This is a genomic window from Caulobacter sp. P1_B12_2, from assembly GCF_056406675.1.
Genome location: NZ_JBFTZS010000039.1, coordinates 1 through 16,745, shown reverse-complemented (window position 1 = coordinate 16,745; position 16,745 = coordinate 1). Strand labels below are relative to the sequence as shown.

The following is a 16,745-nucleotide window of genomic DNA, read 5'->3' as shown; positions in this document are numbered from 1 at the left end:
TCCTCGAACAGGCCGGTTTGAACTCCCAGCCCCGTCAACCCGCCTGTCCCGCCATCGTCCCCGCCAGGCCTTGGAGCCTTCTGAGCCCCGCCGCCAGACGCGATCCGATCGCCAGGCCAGGCGGCCCCGCTCGGTTCCATCCCCATCGCCTGCTTGGACCGGTACCAAGAGCCCTCCCCGTGATGGTGACCTGTTCAGTATGCGGCCGGTTTGAACACGGCGGCGGTTGTGACGCTGATTTTCTTGCAGCGCCTTGAGATGGTTGGACTTCTTTTCGGCCCGAGCGAGGATACACGCGCGCCTATCCCCGCGAAGCGGACGCTTTCAACGTCCGCTAGGGGTGGTTTTCGGACGGTGCAAGCCGCTTGGGATGGCCACTTCCCCCGTTAGCCGTCTCGCAGATCTTTGCAATCTCCTAAGAATACCGGCCCTTCGATGCCCTCGCTCGAACATAACACGTAGGCCAAGCACTGCGACGGCGGGTATCCACCATACTCTTTAAGGTATTCATTTTTGTAAGACAGAGATCGCCCGTCAGTTCTAAACGCAACGGGACTTAGTGGTAAATTTCCCATATAGGAAAATCGCAACGCATCCTCATCGTCTCCGCGACGATGAAGGCGTTCAGCGTATTCATATGTATATGATGGGCTAAATTTTGCATTAATCTCGCGGACCAAGTCTCGATCCGAAAGTGACGAAACCATCTTTCTATAGACTTGGCCTTTCGGCAGGAGTTCTGGTTGGTCAAGCACTGACAGTCGAGGGCCGATAAGGCCTTCCCGGCGATACTTTGCTATTCGCTGGTTGGTATCGGTGATGTTCGCGCCAATACGTCGGCAAATTTCGGCACGGTGTTGGGTGACCTGGATCCAGTCCTCCGTTGTTGAACTACAGCTGCTCAAACCGACGGATAGCACCAGAACGCACCAACCAGCACCGAAGACGCCACTTCTCATAACGCTCGCCTTATCTCGGACCATCGTCGGACCTAAGCGGAACTCGCGCCAGGTTCAACGTCAAGCTTGTGGAGGCTTGGGTCCGACTTGGGTCGAAAGCGGAAACACGAGCCGGCGCCGAGAGCAGACCCTTAGACGGCCCGATAGAGTGCGGCGCGCGCCCGCGTCCGTCCCTCCTCGTGCCCTCGTCATGAAAACGCCCGCCGCTCCGGTCTGGAGCGGCGGGCGTGATCTTGAGCGGGAAGCTCTAGGCTAGTCTTCGGTGTCGCTGGGCGGCGCCAGGCGGGGTGGCGCGCGCATCAGGAAGGCCGGGGTTTCGTTGCCGAAGCCCACCACTCGGCGATCGTCGTCGTCTTCGCGCCCACGGATCGGCTGGACGCCGCGCACCGGCAGCGGCGCGCCACGGACGGGACGTTCAGGCTCGCGGGCGGGTTCGGCGCGCGGGGCCGTAGCCCGTTCGGCTTCGACGCGGGGCTGATCCTGGCGGGGCTCGCCGCGCTCGGGGCGACGATCACGATCACGGCCACGGTCACGACCGCGTTCACGCGGCGGGCGGTCACCCTCGGCGCGCTCGGGACGCGGCGCGCGCTCGGCTTCGACCTGCGGCTGTTCGGCTTCGACGCGCGGTTGCTCGCTGCGTTCCGGGCGGCGATCACGATCGCGGCCACGACCGCGTTCACGGCCAGGACGCTCGCCTTCGGCGCGCTCGGGACGCGGGGCGCGTTCGGCCTCGACCTGCGGCTGTTCGTCAGCGGTCTCTTCGACGCGCGGCTGGCGGCCGCGATCACGCGAGGAGCCGCCACGGTCGCGACGACCGCGCTCGGCGGCCGGGGCCGCTTCAGCAGCGGCTTCCACGACGACCGGGGCTTCGGTTTCGACGGTCTCGACGGCGGCCTTCTCGCCGCGCGGCTTGCGGACGCGGGCAGGACGCTTGGCGGGCGCTTCGCCCGGGGCCGACGGGATCGGCTCGCCGGCGATGGCGGCTTCCAGATTGGCGGCGGCGACGTCCGAGGGCTCGGTCGGCGCGCGGTTGCGGTCACGATCACGGCCACCGCCGCGTTCGCCGCCACGCGGGGCGCGATCGCGGTCACGACCGCCGCCGCGCTTGCTGTCGCCTTCGCGCTTGATGGTCACGGCGCCGGAATAGTCGAGGTCCAGCTTCTCTTCCACCGGAGTCGAGCCGATCAGCTTGACCACCTTGTCGAAGCCCTTGTCGTCGGCCGGGGTCACCAGCATGTAGGTGATGCCCGAACGCCCGGCCCGGCCGGTGCGGCCGATACGGTGGACGTAGTCGTCGGCGTGGTGCGGGACGTCGTAGTTGAACACGTGGCTGACGGCCGGAATGTCTAGGCCGCGCGCGGCGACGTCGGAGGCCACCAGGATCTTCAGCGATCCGTCGCGGAACGCCGCCAGGGTCTTCATGCGCTGGCTCTGGTCCAGGTCGCCGTGAATGGCGGCGGCGTCGAAGCCGTGGCTCTTCAGCGACTTGGCGACGACATCGACTTCGGTCTTGCGATTGCAGAACACGATGCCGGTCTCGATCTTGGCCTTCTCGATCAGGGCGCGCAGCGCCAGGCGCTTGGCCTTCGGATCGGACGAGGGCACCTTGACCAGCAGCTGGGTGATGTTCTCGTTGGTCGTCGCCGGACGCGCCGCCTCGATCCGCACGGGATCCTTGAGGAACTGCTTGGTCAGGCGGGTGATTTCCGGCGGCATGGTCGCCGAGAAGAACAGGGTCTGCTTCTTGGGCGGCGTCATCTTGAAGATGCGCTCGATGTCCGGGATGAAGCCCATGTCCAGCATGCGGTCGGCTTCGTCGACGACCAGGAACTGCACGCCGGTCATCAGCAGCTTGCCGCGCTCGAAATGGTCGAGCAGGCGGCCGGGGGTGGCGATCAGCACGTCGACGCCGCGATCCAGCTTCTTTTCCTGGTCGCCGAACGACACGCCGCCGATCAGCAGCGCCCACGAGAGCTTGGTGCCCTTGGCGTACTTCTCGAAGCTGGAAGCGACCTGGTCGGCCAGCTCGCGGGTCGGGGCGATGACCAGGGCGCGCGGCATGCGCGCCTTGGCGCGGCCGTTCATCAGCTTGTCGATCAGGGGAAGGGTGAAGGCGGCGGTCTTGCCGGTGCCGRTCTGGGCGATGCCCAGAACGTCCTGGCCGGCCAGGGCCACCGGAATGGCGGCGGCCTGAATGGGGGTGGCCGTGGTGTAGCCGGTGTCTGCGACCGCTTGGAGGGTCGTGGGCGAAAGCCCGAGTTCGGAAAATTCTGTCATATCACGCTGGTCTGAAGTCCAGAGCCGCCCGTGTTTGGGCGAACGGGCGGCGCGGATTCGCCAAGCCTGCTCCAGAAGCTGGGGATAAATAGGCTTTGGCGGGCCAAAGTCAATCGTTGGCGGTTTCGGCGGCCAGGGCCGGCGCGAGATCGCCGCTGGCCGCAACCGCAACGCCGGAAAGGCCTAGCCACCCGGCCATCAGCCGAAGTTCGGCGGCCAGGGCCGAAGGTGTCGCGGCGTTGGCGGCCGTCTCGCGATGGGCCGAGAGAACCCGCAGCACGCCGGCCTTGCGGTCGGCCTTGAGATCGACGCGGGCGGTGATCGCCTCGTCCTGCAGGAAGGGCAGCACATAGTAGCCGTGGGTGCGCTTGTGGGCGGGCGTGTAGATTTCCAGCCGTATACGGACATCGAACAGGCGCTCGGCCCGCTCGCGAAACCAGATCAGGTTGTCGAACGGCGAGAGCAGGGCGTTGGCGACGATCTTGCGGGGCCGGCGGGCGTCCGGCGCCAGATAGGCGGGCTGGTCCCAGCCTTCGACCTCGACCGGGGTCAGGTCGCCGCTCTCGACCAGTTGGGCGACGCCGCGCCGGGCGTCGAGCAGGCCCATGCGGAAATAGTCGCGCAGGTCACGCTCGGTGGCGACGCCCATGGCGCGGGCGGCGCGGCGCAGCAGGACGCGGTGCGCCTCGTCGCGGGACGGCGTCGGCGCCGACCATATCGCCTTGGGCAGCACCTCTTCGGGAAGGCCGTAGACCCGCTCGAACGTTCCGCGCCGGGTGGCGGTGGTCAGCTCCCCGGCCCAGAACAGGCACTCGGTCGCCCGCTTGGCCTCGCTCCAGCCCCACCAGCCGCTCTGGCCGCGCTCGCCCAGGCCCAGTTCGCCGGCCGACAGGGGGCCGCGTTCGTGGATGGCCGCCAGCGCCTTGTCGATGAACGGCCGGTGCTGCGCCAGGAACTGGGCGACATTGCCCCACACGCCGACGCCCTGGCGCGCGTCGTCCATCCGCCAGCGCAGCAGGGGCTGCAGGTCCAGCGGCATCAGCGAGGCCTCGTGGCCCCAGTATTCGAACAGCGCCGGCTTCTTGCCCCAGGCCAGGTCCTCCAGCAGGGCGCGCGGATAGGCGCCCAGGCGCGAGAACAGCGGCAGGTAGTGCGAGCGCGAGACGACGTTGACGCTGTCGATCTGCAGCAGGGCCAGGCGTTCGATGACGGCGATCAGATGTCGGCGGGTCGGCTTCTCGGGGCGGCTGTCCGCGAACCCCTGGGCGGCCAGGGCGATGCGGCGGGCTTGCTTGTGCGACARGGTCTCGACCATGGACCGAGTGAGCATGGCCGCGGGGGCGGTGACAAGCTACCGGGCCGCGCACTGCTGACGGAGGAAGTCACCATGGGCGGGCAGGGCGGCCGCGCCGTCGGCGGTGATCTTGCGAAGATCGGCCAGGAACCCCCGAAGCTGCTCGTCGGTGAGCTGGCCGGTCATCGGGTGATGGCTATCCGGCAAGACGCCCTGGCCGACCAGCACCTGCAGCCAGCTGGCCTCCAGGAACAGGTCTTCGGGTTCGCGGAAGAGCCGGCCGTGGGTGCGGAACAGTTCGACCTTGCGGGTCAGTTCGGCGGGCGGCGGCGTTTCGCGGCAGGCCTTCCAGAACGGCTCCTGGCGCTGATTGGCCCAGTAGTGCAGCACCAGGAAGTCGCGGATGCGCTCGTATTCCAGCCCGGTCTGGCGATTGTATTCGTCGATGTCGCGCTGGGCGAAACCCTTGTCTGGGAACAGGTTCAGCAGGCGCGACAGGCCCGACTGGATCAGGTGGATGCTGGTCGACTCCAGCGGCTCCATGAAGCCGCTGGCCAGGCCCAGGGCCAGGACGTTCCGGTTCCAGAACCGCTTGCGGCGGCCGGTGACGAATTTCAGCGTCCGAGGCTCGGCCAGCGGTTCGCCTTCGAGGTTGGACATCAGCTGGGCGACGGCCTCGTCCTCGCTGACGAACCGGCTGCAGAAGACGTGGCCGTTGCCCGTGCGGTGCTGCAGCGGGATCCGCCATTGCCAGCCGGCGGGGCGGGCGATGGCCTGGGTGTAGGGGCGGGGCGGCCCGACATTGGCCGTGGGCACGGCGATGGCGCGGTCGCAGGGCAGGAGGCCCGACCAATCCTCGTAGCCGGTCTTCAGGGTTTGCTCGATCAGCACCCCGCGAAAGCCCGAGCAGTCGATGAAGAAGTCGCCCTCGACCACCTCGCCGCCTTCCAGGGTGACCGACCGCACGAAGCCGTCTGGCTCGCGCAGCGTCGTGGTCAGGATCTTGCCCTCGGTGCGGACCACGCCCAGGCGCTCGGCGTGGGCGCGCAGGTGGCGGGCATAGAGCGCGGCGTCGAATTGGAAGGCGTAGGTCAGCGGCTCGGCCGCGCCGCCGGCCTTGCGCACCGCCCGGTCGAAGCGTCCGGCGAAGGCGGCCTGGGCGTTCAGCGAATAGTCCCATAGCGATTGGTCGTCGCCCTGCTGCCGGCCCGCCAGCCAATAGTGATGGAACGGCACGGGTCCTAGCGGGCGTCCGATCTCTCCAAAGGCGTGGATGTAGGACCGCCCCGGCGCGCGCCAGCCGACGAACTCGATGCCCAGCTTGATCGTGCCCTGGGTGGCGGCGAGGAAGGCGTTCTCGTCCAGGCCCAGGAAGGCGTTGAAGTTGCGGATCTGGGGGATCGTGGCCTCGCCGACCCCCACGGTTCCGATCTCCTCGGACTCCACCAGGCGGATGCGGACCGTGTCGCCCAGGGCCCGGGCCAGCAGGGCCGCGCTCATCCAGCCGGCCGTGCCGCCGCCGACCACGACCACGGACTTGATCCTGTCGTCGCTCATCCCTCGCGCCTCTCTGTTCCAGGCCCTTCTCTCTGGAAGGATCCCTCCGCACCGCCCCTAAAAGAAAATCCCCGCCGGACGGAGCCGGCGGGGAGGTCGCAGGGGAGATGTTGTCTAGAACCGGTACGAAACGCCGACCATGTAGGTGGAGCCGTACTTCTGGTAGTCGACGGTCCGGCGAGGATCGTTGTTCTCGTAGGTCTTGAACGGCTCGTCGGTGATGTTGTTGGCCTGCAGCAGGATCGACAGGCCGTCGAGCGCGCCTTCGCGGAATTCGTAGCCGATCTGGGCGTCGAGCACGGACTCGGTGTCGACGGTCCGGTAGATCCGCGCGGCGCTGAGGCCGGCCACTTCGCCCAGGAACTTGCTGCGATAGCGGTTGCTGATCCGGGCGTTGAAGCCGTTGTGCTCGTAATAGAAGGTGGTGTTGATCACCTTCTTCGACAGGCCGGGCATGTCGATCGCGGGCGAGTTTTCGTCCAGCTTGACCGAGCTGTCGGTGTACGAGCCGCTGATGATCAGGCCGAAGTCGCGCAGCGGTTCGAAGAAGATGTCGCCCTGGATCGAGGCAGACAGTTCGATGCCGCGGATGTATCCGCCCTTGCCGTTCTCCGGACCCTTGGCCAGGCCCTGGGTCGTGCCGAGCGCGGCTTGTTGCGCGGGGCTGAGCAGGGGCACGAAGGCCGAGAAGTCCTCGAGGTGCGAGGAGTTGGAATTCACGAAGTTCGACAGCTTCTTGTAGTAGCCGGCCGCCGAGATGTAGGCCGAGCGGCCGAAGTACTTCTCGAGCGAGACGTCGACGCCGTCGGCGATGTACGGCCGCAGCTCGGGGTTGCCGCCTTCGGTGCTGAAGAACGACTGGTTCGGGTTGGTCGAGGTCAGGTTCGAGTTGTTCATGTTGAACGACTGGCTGGCGCGCAGTTCGTCCATCCGGGCCCGCGCCAGGGTGCGGGCGGCGCCGAACCGCAGGAAGGTCTCGTTGCTGAGGTCGAAGGTCAGGTTCAGGCTGGGCAGCACATAGGTGTACTTGTCGCCGCCGTTGTTGCTGGTCGGACGGGTGGTGTCGGCCGGATCGATGCGCGTGCCGGTCGAGGACTGGTCGGTGTAGACCACCTGCAGGCCGGTGTTGCCGGTGACGGGGACCCCGCCGACCGTGCTGTCGATGCCGAACTTGGCGTAGGCGATCTGCACGTCTTCCTTCACCGCCCAGTTGCGGGTCTGGACGGCCGGGTTCTGGTCCGCGATCAGGGTGTAGACGCCGTGCTCGAGCAGGTAGGTCGGGTCATAGGCCAGCATGGCCTTGATGCCGATCAGCTCCAGGCTGACCGTGCCGACCAGCGCTTCCTTGGGGATCGGGCGGCTGAGCGGCGCGCCGTCGGCGATCCGGCCGCCGAAGGTCAGGAAGCTCTCGTGCACTTCCTTGGACTTCTCGCGGCGGCTGGCGTTGTAGCCGAACTCCACCTTGTTGATCGGACCCCAGCTGAGCTCGCGCTCGGCTTCCAGGCGAATGGCGTTCAGCTCGTCCTTGATCGCCGGGGTGTTGTAGAAGCCCGCCTGGGTCAGGGCCCCGCCGGCCGCGCCCGCGCCCCAGCCCTGGGGATCGGTCAGCACGAACTGGGTCGCGTTGGTGTAGTCGAGCGTCGAGCCGAAGGTGGTGCCCGCGCCCGGCGTGGTGTTGAAGGTCATGGTGTCGGTGGCGCCGACGCCGGCGGGACCGGTGCCCGAATAGGATTCAAAGATCACGTCGCGACGCTTGGCGTCCGAGTGGCTGAGGTCGGCCGACAGCGTCCAGCCGTTGTCGGTGTCGTAGGCGATATTCCAGCCGGCCGACTTCAGCTTGGTGTTGCGGGTGTTGAGGTCGTTGCGCATGACCCCCTTCACGCCGGTGTAGACGCCTTGGGTGATCAGGCCGCCCTGGGCCGTGTAGCCGGGCTGGAGCACGGCCGAGCTCCAGTACAGGGGCAGCTCGATGCCGCGCAGGATCTGCTTCTCGCGGAACTCCGAATAATAGAGGTCCAGCGAGGTGCGGAACTTGTCGGTCGGGCTGTATTCCAGCACGCCGATCACGCCGGTGCGCTTGAGATTGTTGGACTGCACGTACGGCTTGGCGCCGCCGATGACCAGGTCGCCCGAGGCGGTGTTCGGGTAGCCCCAGGCGTTGAAGCGGCGGCTCTGGGTCGGGGTCGAGATGTCCGACACCGCGACGGCGACGCCCAGGGTGTCGTTGAGAAACTGGTCGACATAGGTGGCGCTGAAGCGGTGGCCGGTGTCCTTGGCGTCCGGGTTCAGCTTGTCTTCGCTGTTCATCTCGTAGCGGGCGTTGGCCGACAGGACGCGCTTGCCGTACTTCAGCGGGCGGATGGTCTGCAGGTCGGCGGTGCCGGCCAGGCCCTGGCCGATCAGGGCGGCGTCGGGGGTCTTGTAGACCAGCACGCCGCTGAGGATTTCCGAAGGGTACTGGTCGAACTCGACGCCGCGGTTGTCGCCGGTCGAGACCTGCTCACGGCCGTTCAGCAGCACGGTGTTGTAGTCGGGACCCAGGCCGCGGATCGAGATCGACTGGGCGCGGCCGTCCAGGCGCTGGGCGGTCAGGCCGGGCAGGCGGGCCAGCGATTCAGCGATCGAGGTGTCGGGCAGCTTGCCGATGTCCTCGGCCGACACGGCCTCGACGATCGAGCTGGAGGACTTCTTCAGCGCGATGGCGCTCTGGATGCCGGCGCGGATGCCGGTGACGGTGATTTCCTCGACGGTGTCGATGCTGGGCTTGGCCGCTTCCTGTGCATGGGCGGCGGCGGCGGTCGTCAAAAGCAGGGCGAGGCCGGTGGCGGCTCCGCTCATCAAGCGCGCTCGGCGCGGCATGTTGGTCGTCATCTGAATGCTCCCTCCCAATCGGCTCCCGCGGTTACGCCGCGGTGATCCAAGCTTCGTTGTGAAAATTACTGCAAATAAACGCAATCGATTGCAACTGGAAAAATGGACAAAATGTCATCTGTGGCTTTTTGGTCGAGATGCTCAGTGCCAAGTCCGCCTAAAAGCGGGATGGATCCGCGCATTTGAAGCGATACGAGGCCGATTGACAGAGTTGCGCGGTTTCTGCAAAAGATTGCAAACAATGGATCGGCGCTCCGTCGACCGGTCCTCGACAATCAGGGAAGGGGCGAGAGGCGTGGGAATCCGGGGGGCATGGATGAGTCGATCGGCGGGCGCCGCCTTGGCCGCCGCCGCGATCACGACCGCCGGTTTCGCGCAGGCCGCGACGCCCGGTCATCCCGCCTATCTGGATCGCGCGCCGCAGGACGAGGTGATCTATTTCGTCTTGCCCGACCGCTTCGCCAACGGCGACGCGGCCAATGATCGCGGTGGTCTGGCCGGCGATCGCCTGAAGACCGGCTTCGACCCCGCCGACAAAGGCTTTTATCATGGCGGCGACCTGGCCGGCCTGACCGCCAGGCTCGACTACATCCAGGGCCTGGGCGCGACGACGATCTGGCTGGGTCCGATCTTCAAGAACAAGGTGGTGCAAGGGCCGGCGGGGCAGGAGTCGGCCGGCTATCACGGCTACTGGATCACCGACTTCACCGACGTGGATCCGCATTTCGGCACGCGGGGCCAGATGAAGACCTTCGTCGACGCCGCCCACGCACGCGGCCTCAAGGTCTATCTGGACATCGTCGCCAACCACACCGCCGACGTGATCCGTTATCGCGACTGCCCGACCGACGGCTGCGGCTACCGCTCCAAGGGCGACTATCCGTTCGTTCGGAAGGGCGGGGTGAGGGGCGCCGCGATCAATGACGGCTTCCTCGGCGACCAGGCGAACCAGCAGACCGCCGAGAACTTCGCGCGGCTGACGCGGCCCGACTTCGCCTACGAGCCCGAGGTCCCCAAGGCCGAGGAAACGGTCAAGGCGCCGGCCTGGCTGAACGACCCGATCTGGTACCACAACCGCGGCGACAGCCGCTTCGTCGGCGAGAGCTCGACCTATGGCGACTTCTCGGGCCTGGACGATCTGGCCACCGAGAACCCGCGCGTGGTGCAGGGCTTCATCGACATCTACGGCCGGTGGATCGACGACTTCGGGATCGACGGCTTCCGGATCGACACCGCCCGCCATGTGAACCCCGAGTTCTGGCGGGCCTTCGTGCCGGCCATGCTGGCTCGGGCCAAGGCGCGGGGCGTCCCCAACTTCCACATTTTCGGCGAGGTCGCTGAAACCACGCCTGGAATGCTGGCYAGGTTCACGCGCGTGGACGGTTATCCCGCCGTGCTCGACTTCGCCTTCCAGGGCGCGGTGGCCGATGTGATCAACGGCAAGACCGGGACCGACGTCCTGGCCCCGCTGTTCTCGCAGGACGCGCTCTACGAGGGCGGTGCGGCGGCGGCGCTGCAACTGCCGACCTTCCTGGGCAATCACGACATGGGCCGCATCGGCTGGTTCGTGCGCGCCGCCCATCCCGAGGCCTCGGACGACGAGATCACGCGGCGAGTCGTTCTGGCTCACGCCTTCCTGATGTTCACCCGCGGCGCGCCCGTCCTCTACTATGGCGACGAACAGGGGCTGGTCGGAATGGGCGGCGACAAGGATTCCCGCCAGGACATGTTCGCGACCCGGGTCGCCGCCTACGCCTCGGACCGTCTGGTCGACGGCGCTCCGGCGGCGGGCGATCACTTCAAGACCGACGCGATGCTCTACAAGACGATCTCGGCCATGGCGCGGCTGCGGGCCGCCGAGCCCGCCCTGCGGCGCGGCCGCCAGGTCGTGCGGGCGGCCGGCGATAAGCCCGGCCTGTTCGCCGTTTCCAGGATGACCGAGGCTGGCGAGACCTTGGTGGCGTTCAACACCGGGCTGACGCCGATCACGGTCCAGGTCGAGGTCGATGCGACCTCGCGGACCTGGCGTTCGGCCCGCGGGTCCTGCGCGCCCGCCGCCACGGCGCCGGGCAGTTATCGGGTCGAGATCGGCCCGCTCGATTACACGATTTGCGTTTCGGAGGTTGGCCAGTGACGGTCGAGACCCTTTCAAAGCCGTCTGCCGATCTGGCCCTGGACCGCGACTGGTGGCGCGGCGCGGTGATCTATCAGGTCTATCCGCGCAGTTTCGCCGACTCGAACGGCGACGGGGTGGGCGATCTGCCGGGCGTCACCGCTCACCTGGAGCACGTCGCCTCGCTGGGCGTCGACGCCATCTGGCTGTCGCCGTTCTTCACCTCGCCGATGAAGGACTTCGGCTACGACGTTTCGGACTATGAGGATGTGGATCCCATCTTCGGGACCCTGGCCGACTTCGATCGCCTGATCGAGAAGGCCCATGCCCTGGGCCTGAAGGTGATTATCGACCAGGTGTTCTCGCACACCTCCGACGAGCACCCCTGGTTCAAGGCCAGCCGCCAGGACCGCACCAACCCCAAGGCCGACTGGTACGTCTGGGCCGACGCCAAGCCGGACGGCTCGCCGCCCAGCAACTGGCAGTCGGTGTTCGGCGGCCCGTCCTGGACCTGGGACGCGCGCCGTCGTCAGTACTATCTGCACAACTTCCTGTCGGCCCAACCCGACCTCAACGTTCACAACCGCGAAGTCCAGGACGCCCTGATCTCGGCCTCGCGCTTCTGGCTCGAGCGCGGCGTGGACGGCTTCCGGTTCGACGCGATCAATTTCGCGATGCACGACCAGGCCCTGACCGACAATCCGCCGATCCTGAGCGGGGAGGGCAAGCGCAACCGGCCGTTCGACTTCCAGCATCACTTCCACAACCAGTCGCACGACGACATCCCGGCCTTCCTGGGCCGGCTGCGCCAGCTCGGCGAGTCGTACGGCGGCCGCTTCATGGTGGCCGAGGTCGGGGGTGAGCGGGCCGACAGCGAGATGAAGCTGTACACACAAGGCCCCGACCGCCTGCACAGCGCCTATGGCTTCCTCTACCTCTATGCCGACGACCTGGCGCCGGGCCTGATCCGACAAGGGACCGCCATGTGGGCGGGCGAGGAAGGGGAGGGCTGGCCGTCCTGGACGTTCTCGAACCACGACGCGCCGCGCGCCGTCTCGCGTTGGGCGCAAGGGCGCGACCTCAAGGCCTTCGCCGACATGTCGCTGCTGCTGCTGGTCAGTCTGCGCGGCAACGTCTTCATCTACCAGGGCGAGGAGCTGGGCCTGCCGCAGGCCGAGGTGCCTTACGACCGGTTGCAGGACCCCGAAGCCATCGCCAACTGGCCCGAGACCCTGGGTCGTGACGGGGCCCGCACGCCGATGCCGTGGGTGGYGGTCGCCGCCCACACCGGTTTCTCCAAGGTCGAGCCGTGGCTGCCGATCGATCCGTCGCACATCGACCTGGCCGTCGACCGCCAGGAGCGCGACGGCGACTCCACCCTGAACCTGACCCGTCGCGTCGTCGCCCTGCGCCGCCAACTGCCGGGTCTGCGGACGGGCGGCATGACCCTGGTCGAGGCCCCCGAGCCGCTGCTGGTGTTCCTGCGTGGTGACGGCGTCGATCAGGCGCTGTGCGCCTTCAACCTGGGTTTCGAGGCCGCGGCCTGGGACCTGCCGGCCGGCTGGCGGATCGTCGAGAGCGTCAACCTAGGCGGCGAGGGCGTGCTGCCGCCCATGGCGGGGTTGGTGGCGCGGAGGGGCTAGTCTGCAGGCTATCCCCCGCAGGACTCGCGGATGATCAGGTCGGTCGGCACGCGTTCCGAGCGGCTGGCGCCTTGGCCGCTGGCGTCCAGCAGCTTGGACACCATCAGCCGGCCCGCCTTGGCGGTGTCCTGCGAGATGGTGCTGAGCGCCGGCCGCGAATAGCGCGCGAACGGCACGTCGTCATAGCCGATCACCGAGACGTCGCGCGGCGTCGACAGGCCCGCGTGCTGCAAGGCGCGGATGGCCCCCAGGGCGATCAGGTCGGAGGCGGCGACCACGCCGTCGAACTTCACCCCGCGTTGGATCAGGGAGTCGACGCTGGCCTCGGCCGACTCGACCTCGAAATGGGCGGGCACGATCAGCTCCGGATCGACGCCCAGGCCGAACTGCTCGACCGCGTCGAGATAGCCGCGATGGCGCTGCATGGCTTCGGGCGCCTCGGTGTCGCCGAGGAAGACGATGCGTTTGCGGCCCAGCCGCGCCAGGTGCAGCGTCGCGCGCTTGGCGCCCAGCGGGTTGTCGGACCCCACCGAGCAATAGGCCTGGTCCGGCAGCTGCGCGCCCCAGACCACGAAGCGGCCTTCGGTCTCGGCCAGGCGGTTGAAGGCGGTGTGCAGCCAGCTCTGGCCCAGGAAGATCACGCCGTCGGCGCGGCTGGTGGTCATGGCCACCGACAGGTCTTCGAAGCTGGTCGGCGCCACGTGGCTGATCACCAGGTCGCAACCGCGTTCGCGCGCCGCTTCGCCGACGCCGGCCAGCAGTTCCAGGAAGAAGGGGTCCGACAGCCGGCCCTCGCGGCCCTGCGGACGGGGCACGACGATGGCGATCGTGCCCTCGGCGCCGATCGGGCCGGCGGGCATGTAGCGGCGGAACGGATAGTCCATCTCGCGCGCCAGCTTCCAGATCAGCTGCTTGGTGCGGGTGTTGACGGCGGGGCTGTCGTTCAGCGCCCGCGACGCCGTCGAGATCGATACGCCGGCCAGCCTGGCCAGGTCTTCAAGCCGCGTCGCGCCCTTGGTCACTGCATCACCCCTGAACCTGCTGCAAATTTTGCCGCAAATCTTTTCAGACCTTTGTTAAGGCGCCGTGGCCATGGTTTTCAAGCGCCGTCGCGGGCGGGACGCGGCCCTCGGTCGCTCGCGATCCGGGCTCATCGACGAGCAGGGGCGGCGAACAGCCCCGAGCACATCGTCCAACATTGAAAATTTATGCAATATTTTGACGTTTTGCCCGACGCTAGCTCGGATGGTTTCTTCAGGCGAAGCACGGCGGATGGGGAGATACCCACGACATAGCCCTGTTAATGCCAAGAAAATGCGGAAAATATCGTTGCCAGCCGCATCGGCCCATGCGCAAATGCGACCGTACAAAGCGCTGAAAAAATTTGCGCAAAAGCTTCGATCAAACGGAGCTTGGAGGGGAGTTGATGGCGACAAAGGCCCGGCTGAATTTCTTCCAGATCTGGAACATGTGCTTCGGGTTCTTCGGGATCCAGATCGGCTTTGGCCTGCAGAACGCCAACACCTCGCGAATCTTCCAGAGTCTCGGCGTCGAGGTGAACCACCTGGCCATCCTGTGGATCGCCGCCCCGGCCACCGGCCTGATGGTGCAACCGATCATCGGCTATCTCAGCGACAAGACCTGGGGGCGGCTGGGTCGGCGTCGTCCGTACTTCTTCTGGGGCGCGATCCTGACCAGCGCCGCCCTGGTGGTCATGCCCAACGCCCCGGCGCTGTGGATCGCCGCGGCGGCCCTGTGGGTGATGGACGCCTCGATCAACATCACCATGGAGCCGTTCCGCGCCTTCGTCGGCGACAACCTGCCCGACGAGCAGCGCGCCTCGGGCTACGCCATGCAGAGCTTCTTCATCGGGACCGGCGCGGTGCTGGCCTCGGCCCTGCCGTGGATCCTCACCCGTTGGTTCTCGGTCAGCAACGTGGCGGAAGGCGGCGGCGTGCCGCCTTCGGTGCACATCGCCTTCTACGCCGGCGCGGCGGGCCTTCTGCTGTCGGTGCTGTGGACGGTGTTCACCACCCGCGAATACAGCCCCGAGCAGCTCTCGGCCTTCGAGGCCTCCGAGCGCGCCTTGAAGGGCGCGGCGCTGGCGGCCGAGGCGCCGACCCGCACGGTTCGCGCCTACCTGGCCGGCGGCCTCGTTTGGACCCTGGCCGGCCTGCTGCTGGCGGCCGCGATCTTCGCCACGCACCTGGAAAAGGAAGTGTACGTCCTGGCCGGCATGGTCGGCCTGTTCGGCGTCGCCCAGCTCGTCGCCGGCGTGCTGCGCCAAGGCGGTCGGACCGCCAACGGCTTCTCCGAAGTGGTCGAGGACCTGTTCCGCATGCCCGCCACCATGAAGCAGCTGGCGGTGGTCCAGTTCTTCTCGTGGTTCGGGCTGTTCGCCATGTGGATCTACACGACCCCGGCCGTCACCGCCTTCCACTACCGCGCCGCCGACACGACCTCGCGGGCCTATAACGACGGGGCCGACTGGGTGGGCGTGCTGTTCGCCATCTATAACGGCGTGGCGGCCCTGGCGGCCCTGGTGATCCCGCTGATCGCCCGCGCCGCCGGCCGCAAGGCCAGCCATGCCCTGTGTCTGTGCCTGGGAGGCCTGGGCCTGGCGGCGATCCCGCTGATCCGCGAGCCGGGCCTGTTGTGGATCCCGATGATCGGCGTCGGCTTTGCCTGGTCGTCGATCCTGTCGGCGCCGTATTCAATCCTGTCCGGAGCCCTGCCGGCGCGGAAGATGGGCGTGTATATGGGCATCTTCAATTTCTTCATCGTCATCCCGCAGCTGTTGGCGGCCACCATCCTAGGCCTGCTGCTCAAGGCGTTCTTCGGCGGCGAGGCGATCTGGGCCCTGGTGTTGGGCGCGGCCTCGATGCTGGTCGCCGCYGCGTGCGTGTTCCTCGTCCGCGACGTGGGCGAACCCAAGGCCGCGCCGGCTAAGGCGCGCGCTTCCGAAGTTCTTTCCAAAGCCTGACCCACGTCGTTATCGACGCCGACCTTTCATGAGGTAGTTCCATGCGTTGCCTGAAAATGCTCGCCTTGACTTCGGCCGCCGCCACGGCCCTGGGCGCGGCCGCCCACGCCGAGACCCCGACCACCTGGGCCTATGCCGCCAAGACCGGCGTCGGCGCGTCCTACGAGGCCTATGTCGACGGCGCCTACAAGGCCGGCGGCCCGACCGGCGCGGTGTCGAAGGTGTGGTTCTCGATCGCCGACGGGACCCTGACCGAGACCATGTACGGCCTGATCCACGAGGCCCAGATCAAGCAGCTGCGGGTGGCGGTGAAGACCGCGGCGGGCCTGGCCGTCGAGGGCGCCGACACCACCTCGAAGACCGAATACCTGCACGTCGACGCCGCCGGCCGGCCGCTGTCGCCCGCCTACAAGGTGACCACAACCGACAAGCAGGGCCGGTTCGAGATCGAGAAGCGGATCTTCACCGACCCCGACCGCAACGCCCTTTTCGTGCGGGTCACGGTCCGCGCTCTCAAGGGTCCGGTGACGCCCTTCCTGGTGCTGGAGCCGCACATGGCCAACACCGGCGGCGGCGACACGGGCGCGGCCTACACGACCGCCCTGACCGCCCACGAAGGCAAGGCGTTCCTCAGCCTGAAGGGCGCCAAGCCGTTCGCGAAGGCGAGCGCCAGCGTGCTGCAAGACGGTGACGCGATGGCCGCCCTGAAGGCGACCACGACCTCCGCCAAGGGCGCGATCGTTCTGACCGCCCAACTGCCGACCACGACCAAGGGCTCGGCGACCTACGACTTCGCCATAGGCTTCGGCGCCGACACCATGAGCGCCGACGCTACGGCCGCCGCGACGCTGAAGACCGGCTATGACGAGGTGCTGGCCCGTTACAACGGCGAGGGCGACCGCGTCGGCTGGGAAGACTATCTGGCCTCGCTGACCGAGCTGCCGCGCCTGCGCGAGGCGTCGGAGGACGGCGGCAAGCTGGTCCAGGCCAGCGCCCTGATGCTGAAGGTGCAGGAGGACCGCACCTATGCCGGCGCCCTGATCGCCTC

The 16,745-nt window shown here is 67.3% G+C and carries 8 protein-coding genes and 1 pseudogene; 4 read left to right on the top strand and 5 right to left on the bottom strand.

Features of this window, described 5'->3' with window-relative positions; genetic code table 11:
- Positions 1 to 1,211: 1,211 nt before the first annotated feature.
- From AC1DZ6_RS04315 to AC1DZ6_RS04300, 4 genes are all read right to left on the bottom strand, one after another.
- Entirely contained in the window at positions 1,212 to 3,236 is a 2,025-nt protein-coding gene (locus AC1DZ6_RS04315; RefSeq protein WP_477095958.1) for a DEAD/DEAH box helicase, read from the bottom strand.
- A 109-nt stretch (positions 3,237 to 3,345) separates the two neighbouring features.
- Positions 3,346 to 4,566 (bottom strand): winged helix-turn-helix domain-containing protein, encoded by a 1,221-nt coding sequence (locus tag AC1DZ6_RS04310; RefSeq protein ID WP_477095957.1) that lies wholly within the window; start codon positions 4,564 to 4,566, stop codon positions 3,346 to 3,348.
- Positions 4,567 to 4,587: 21 nt separating this feature from the next.
- Positions 4,588 to 6,087, bottom strand: coding sequence for a tryptophan halogenase family protein (locus AC1DZ6_RS04305; RefSeq protein ID WP_477095956.1), 1,500 nt, complete (start codon positions 6,085 to 6,087; stop codon positions 4,588 to 4,590).
- Between the two features lie 114 nt (positions 6,088 to 6,201).
- On the bottom strand, positions 6,202 to 8,958 hold the full coding sequence (locus AC1DZ6_RS04300; RefSeq protein WP_477095955.1) for a TonB-dependent receptor: 2,757 nt from the start codon (positions 8,956 to 8,958) through the stop codon (positions 6,202 to 6,204).
- A gap of 316 nt (positions 8,959 to 9,274) precedes the next feature.
- Between AC1DZ6_RS04300 and AC1DZ6_RS04295 the strand changes: the two genes are divergently transcribed.
- Positions 9,275 to 11,092 (top strand): alpha-amylase family glycosyl hydrolase, encoded by a 1,818-nt coding sequence (locus tag AC1DZ6_RS04295; protein WP_477095954.1) that lies wholly within the window; start codon positions 9,275 to 9,277, stop codon positions 11,090 to 11,092.
- Complete coding sequence (locus AC1DZ6_RS04290; RefSeq protein WP_477095953.1) at positions 11,089 to 12,714, top strand: alpha-glucosidase; 1,626 nt, start codon at positions 11,089 to 11,091, stop codon at positions 12,712 to 12,714. Before AC1DZ6_RS04295 ends, AC1DZ6_RS04290 begins: the two co-directional genes overlap by 4 nt.
- An 8-nt stretch (positions 12,715 to 12,722) precedes the next feature.
- Here AC1DZ6_RS04290 and AC1DZ6_RS04285 read toward each other — a convergent pair whose 3' ends face one another.
- A complete protein-coding gene (locus tag AC1DZ6_RS04285) occupies positions 12,723 to 13,775 on the bottom strand; it encodes a LacI family DNA-binding transcriptional regulator (protein ID WP_477095959.1) in 1,053 nt (350 codons plus the stop codon).
- 365 nt (positions 13,776 to 14,140) lie between these two features.
- Between AC1DZ6_RS04285 and AC1DZ6_RS04280 the strand changes: the two genes are divergently transcribed.
- On the top strand, positions 14,141 to 15,697 hold the full coding sequence (locus AC1DZ6_RS04280; protein ID WP_477095952.1) for an MFS transporter: 1,557 nt from the start codon (positions 14,141 to 14,143) through the stop codon (positions 15,695 to 15,697).
- A 41-nt stretch (positions 15,698 to 15,738) separates the two neighbouring features.
- A pseudogene (locus tag AC1DZ6_RS04275) lies at positions 15,739 to 16,745 on the top strand (glucan 1,4-alpha-glucosidase); the annotation flags it as partial.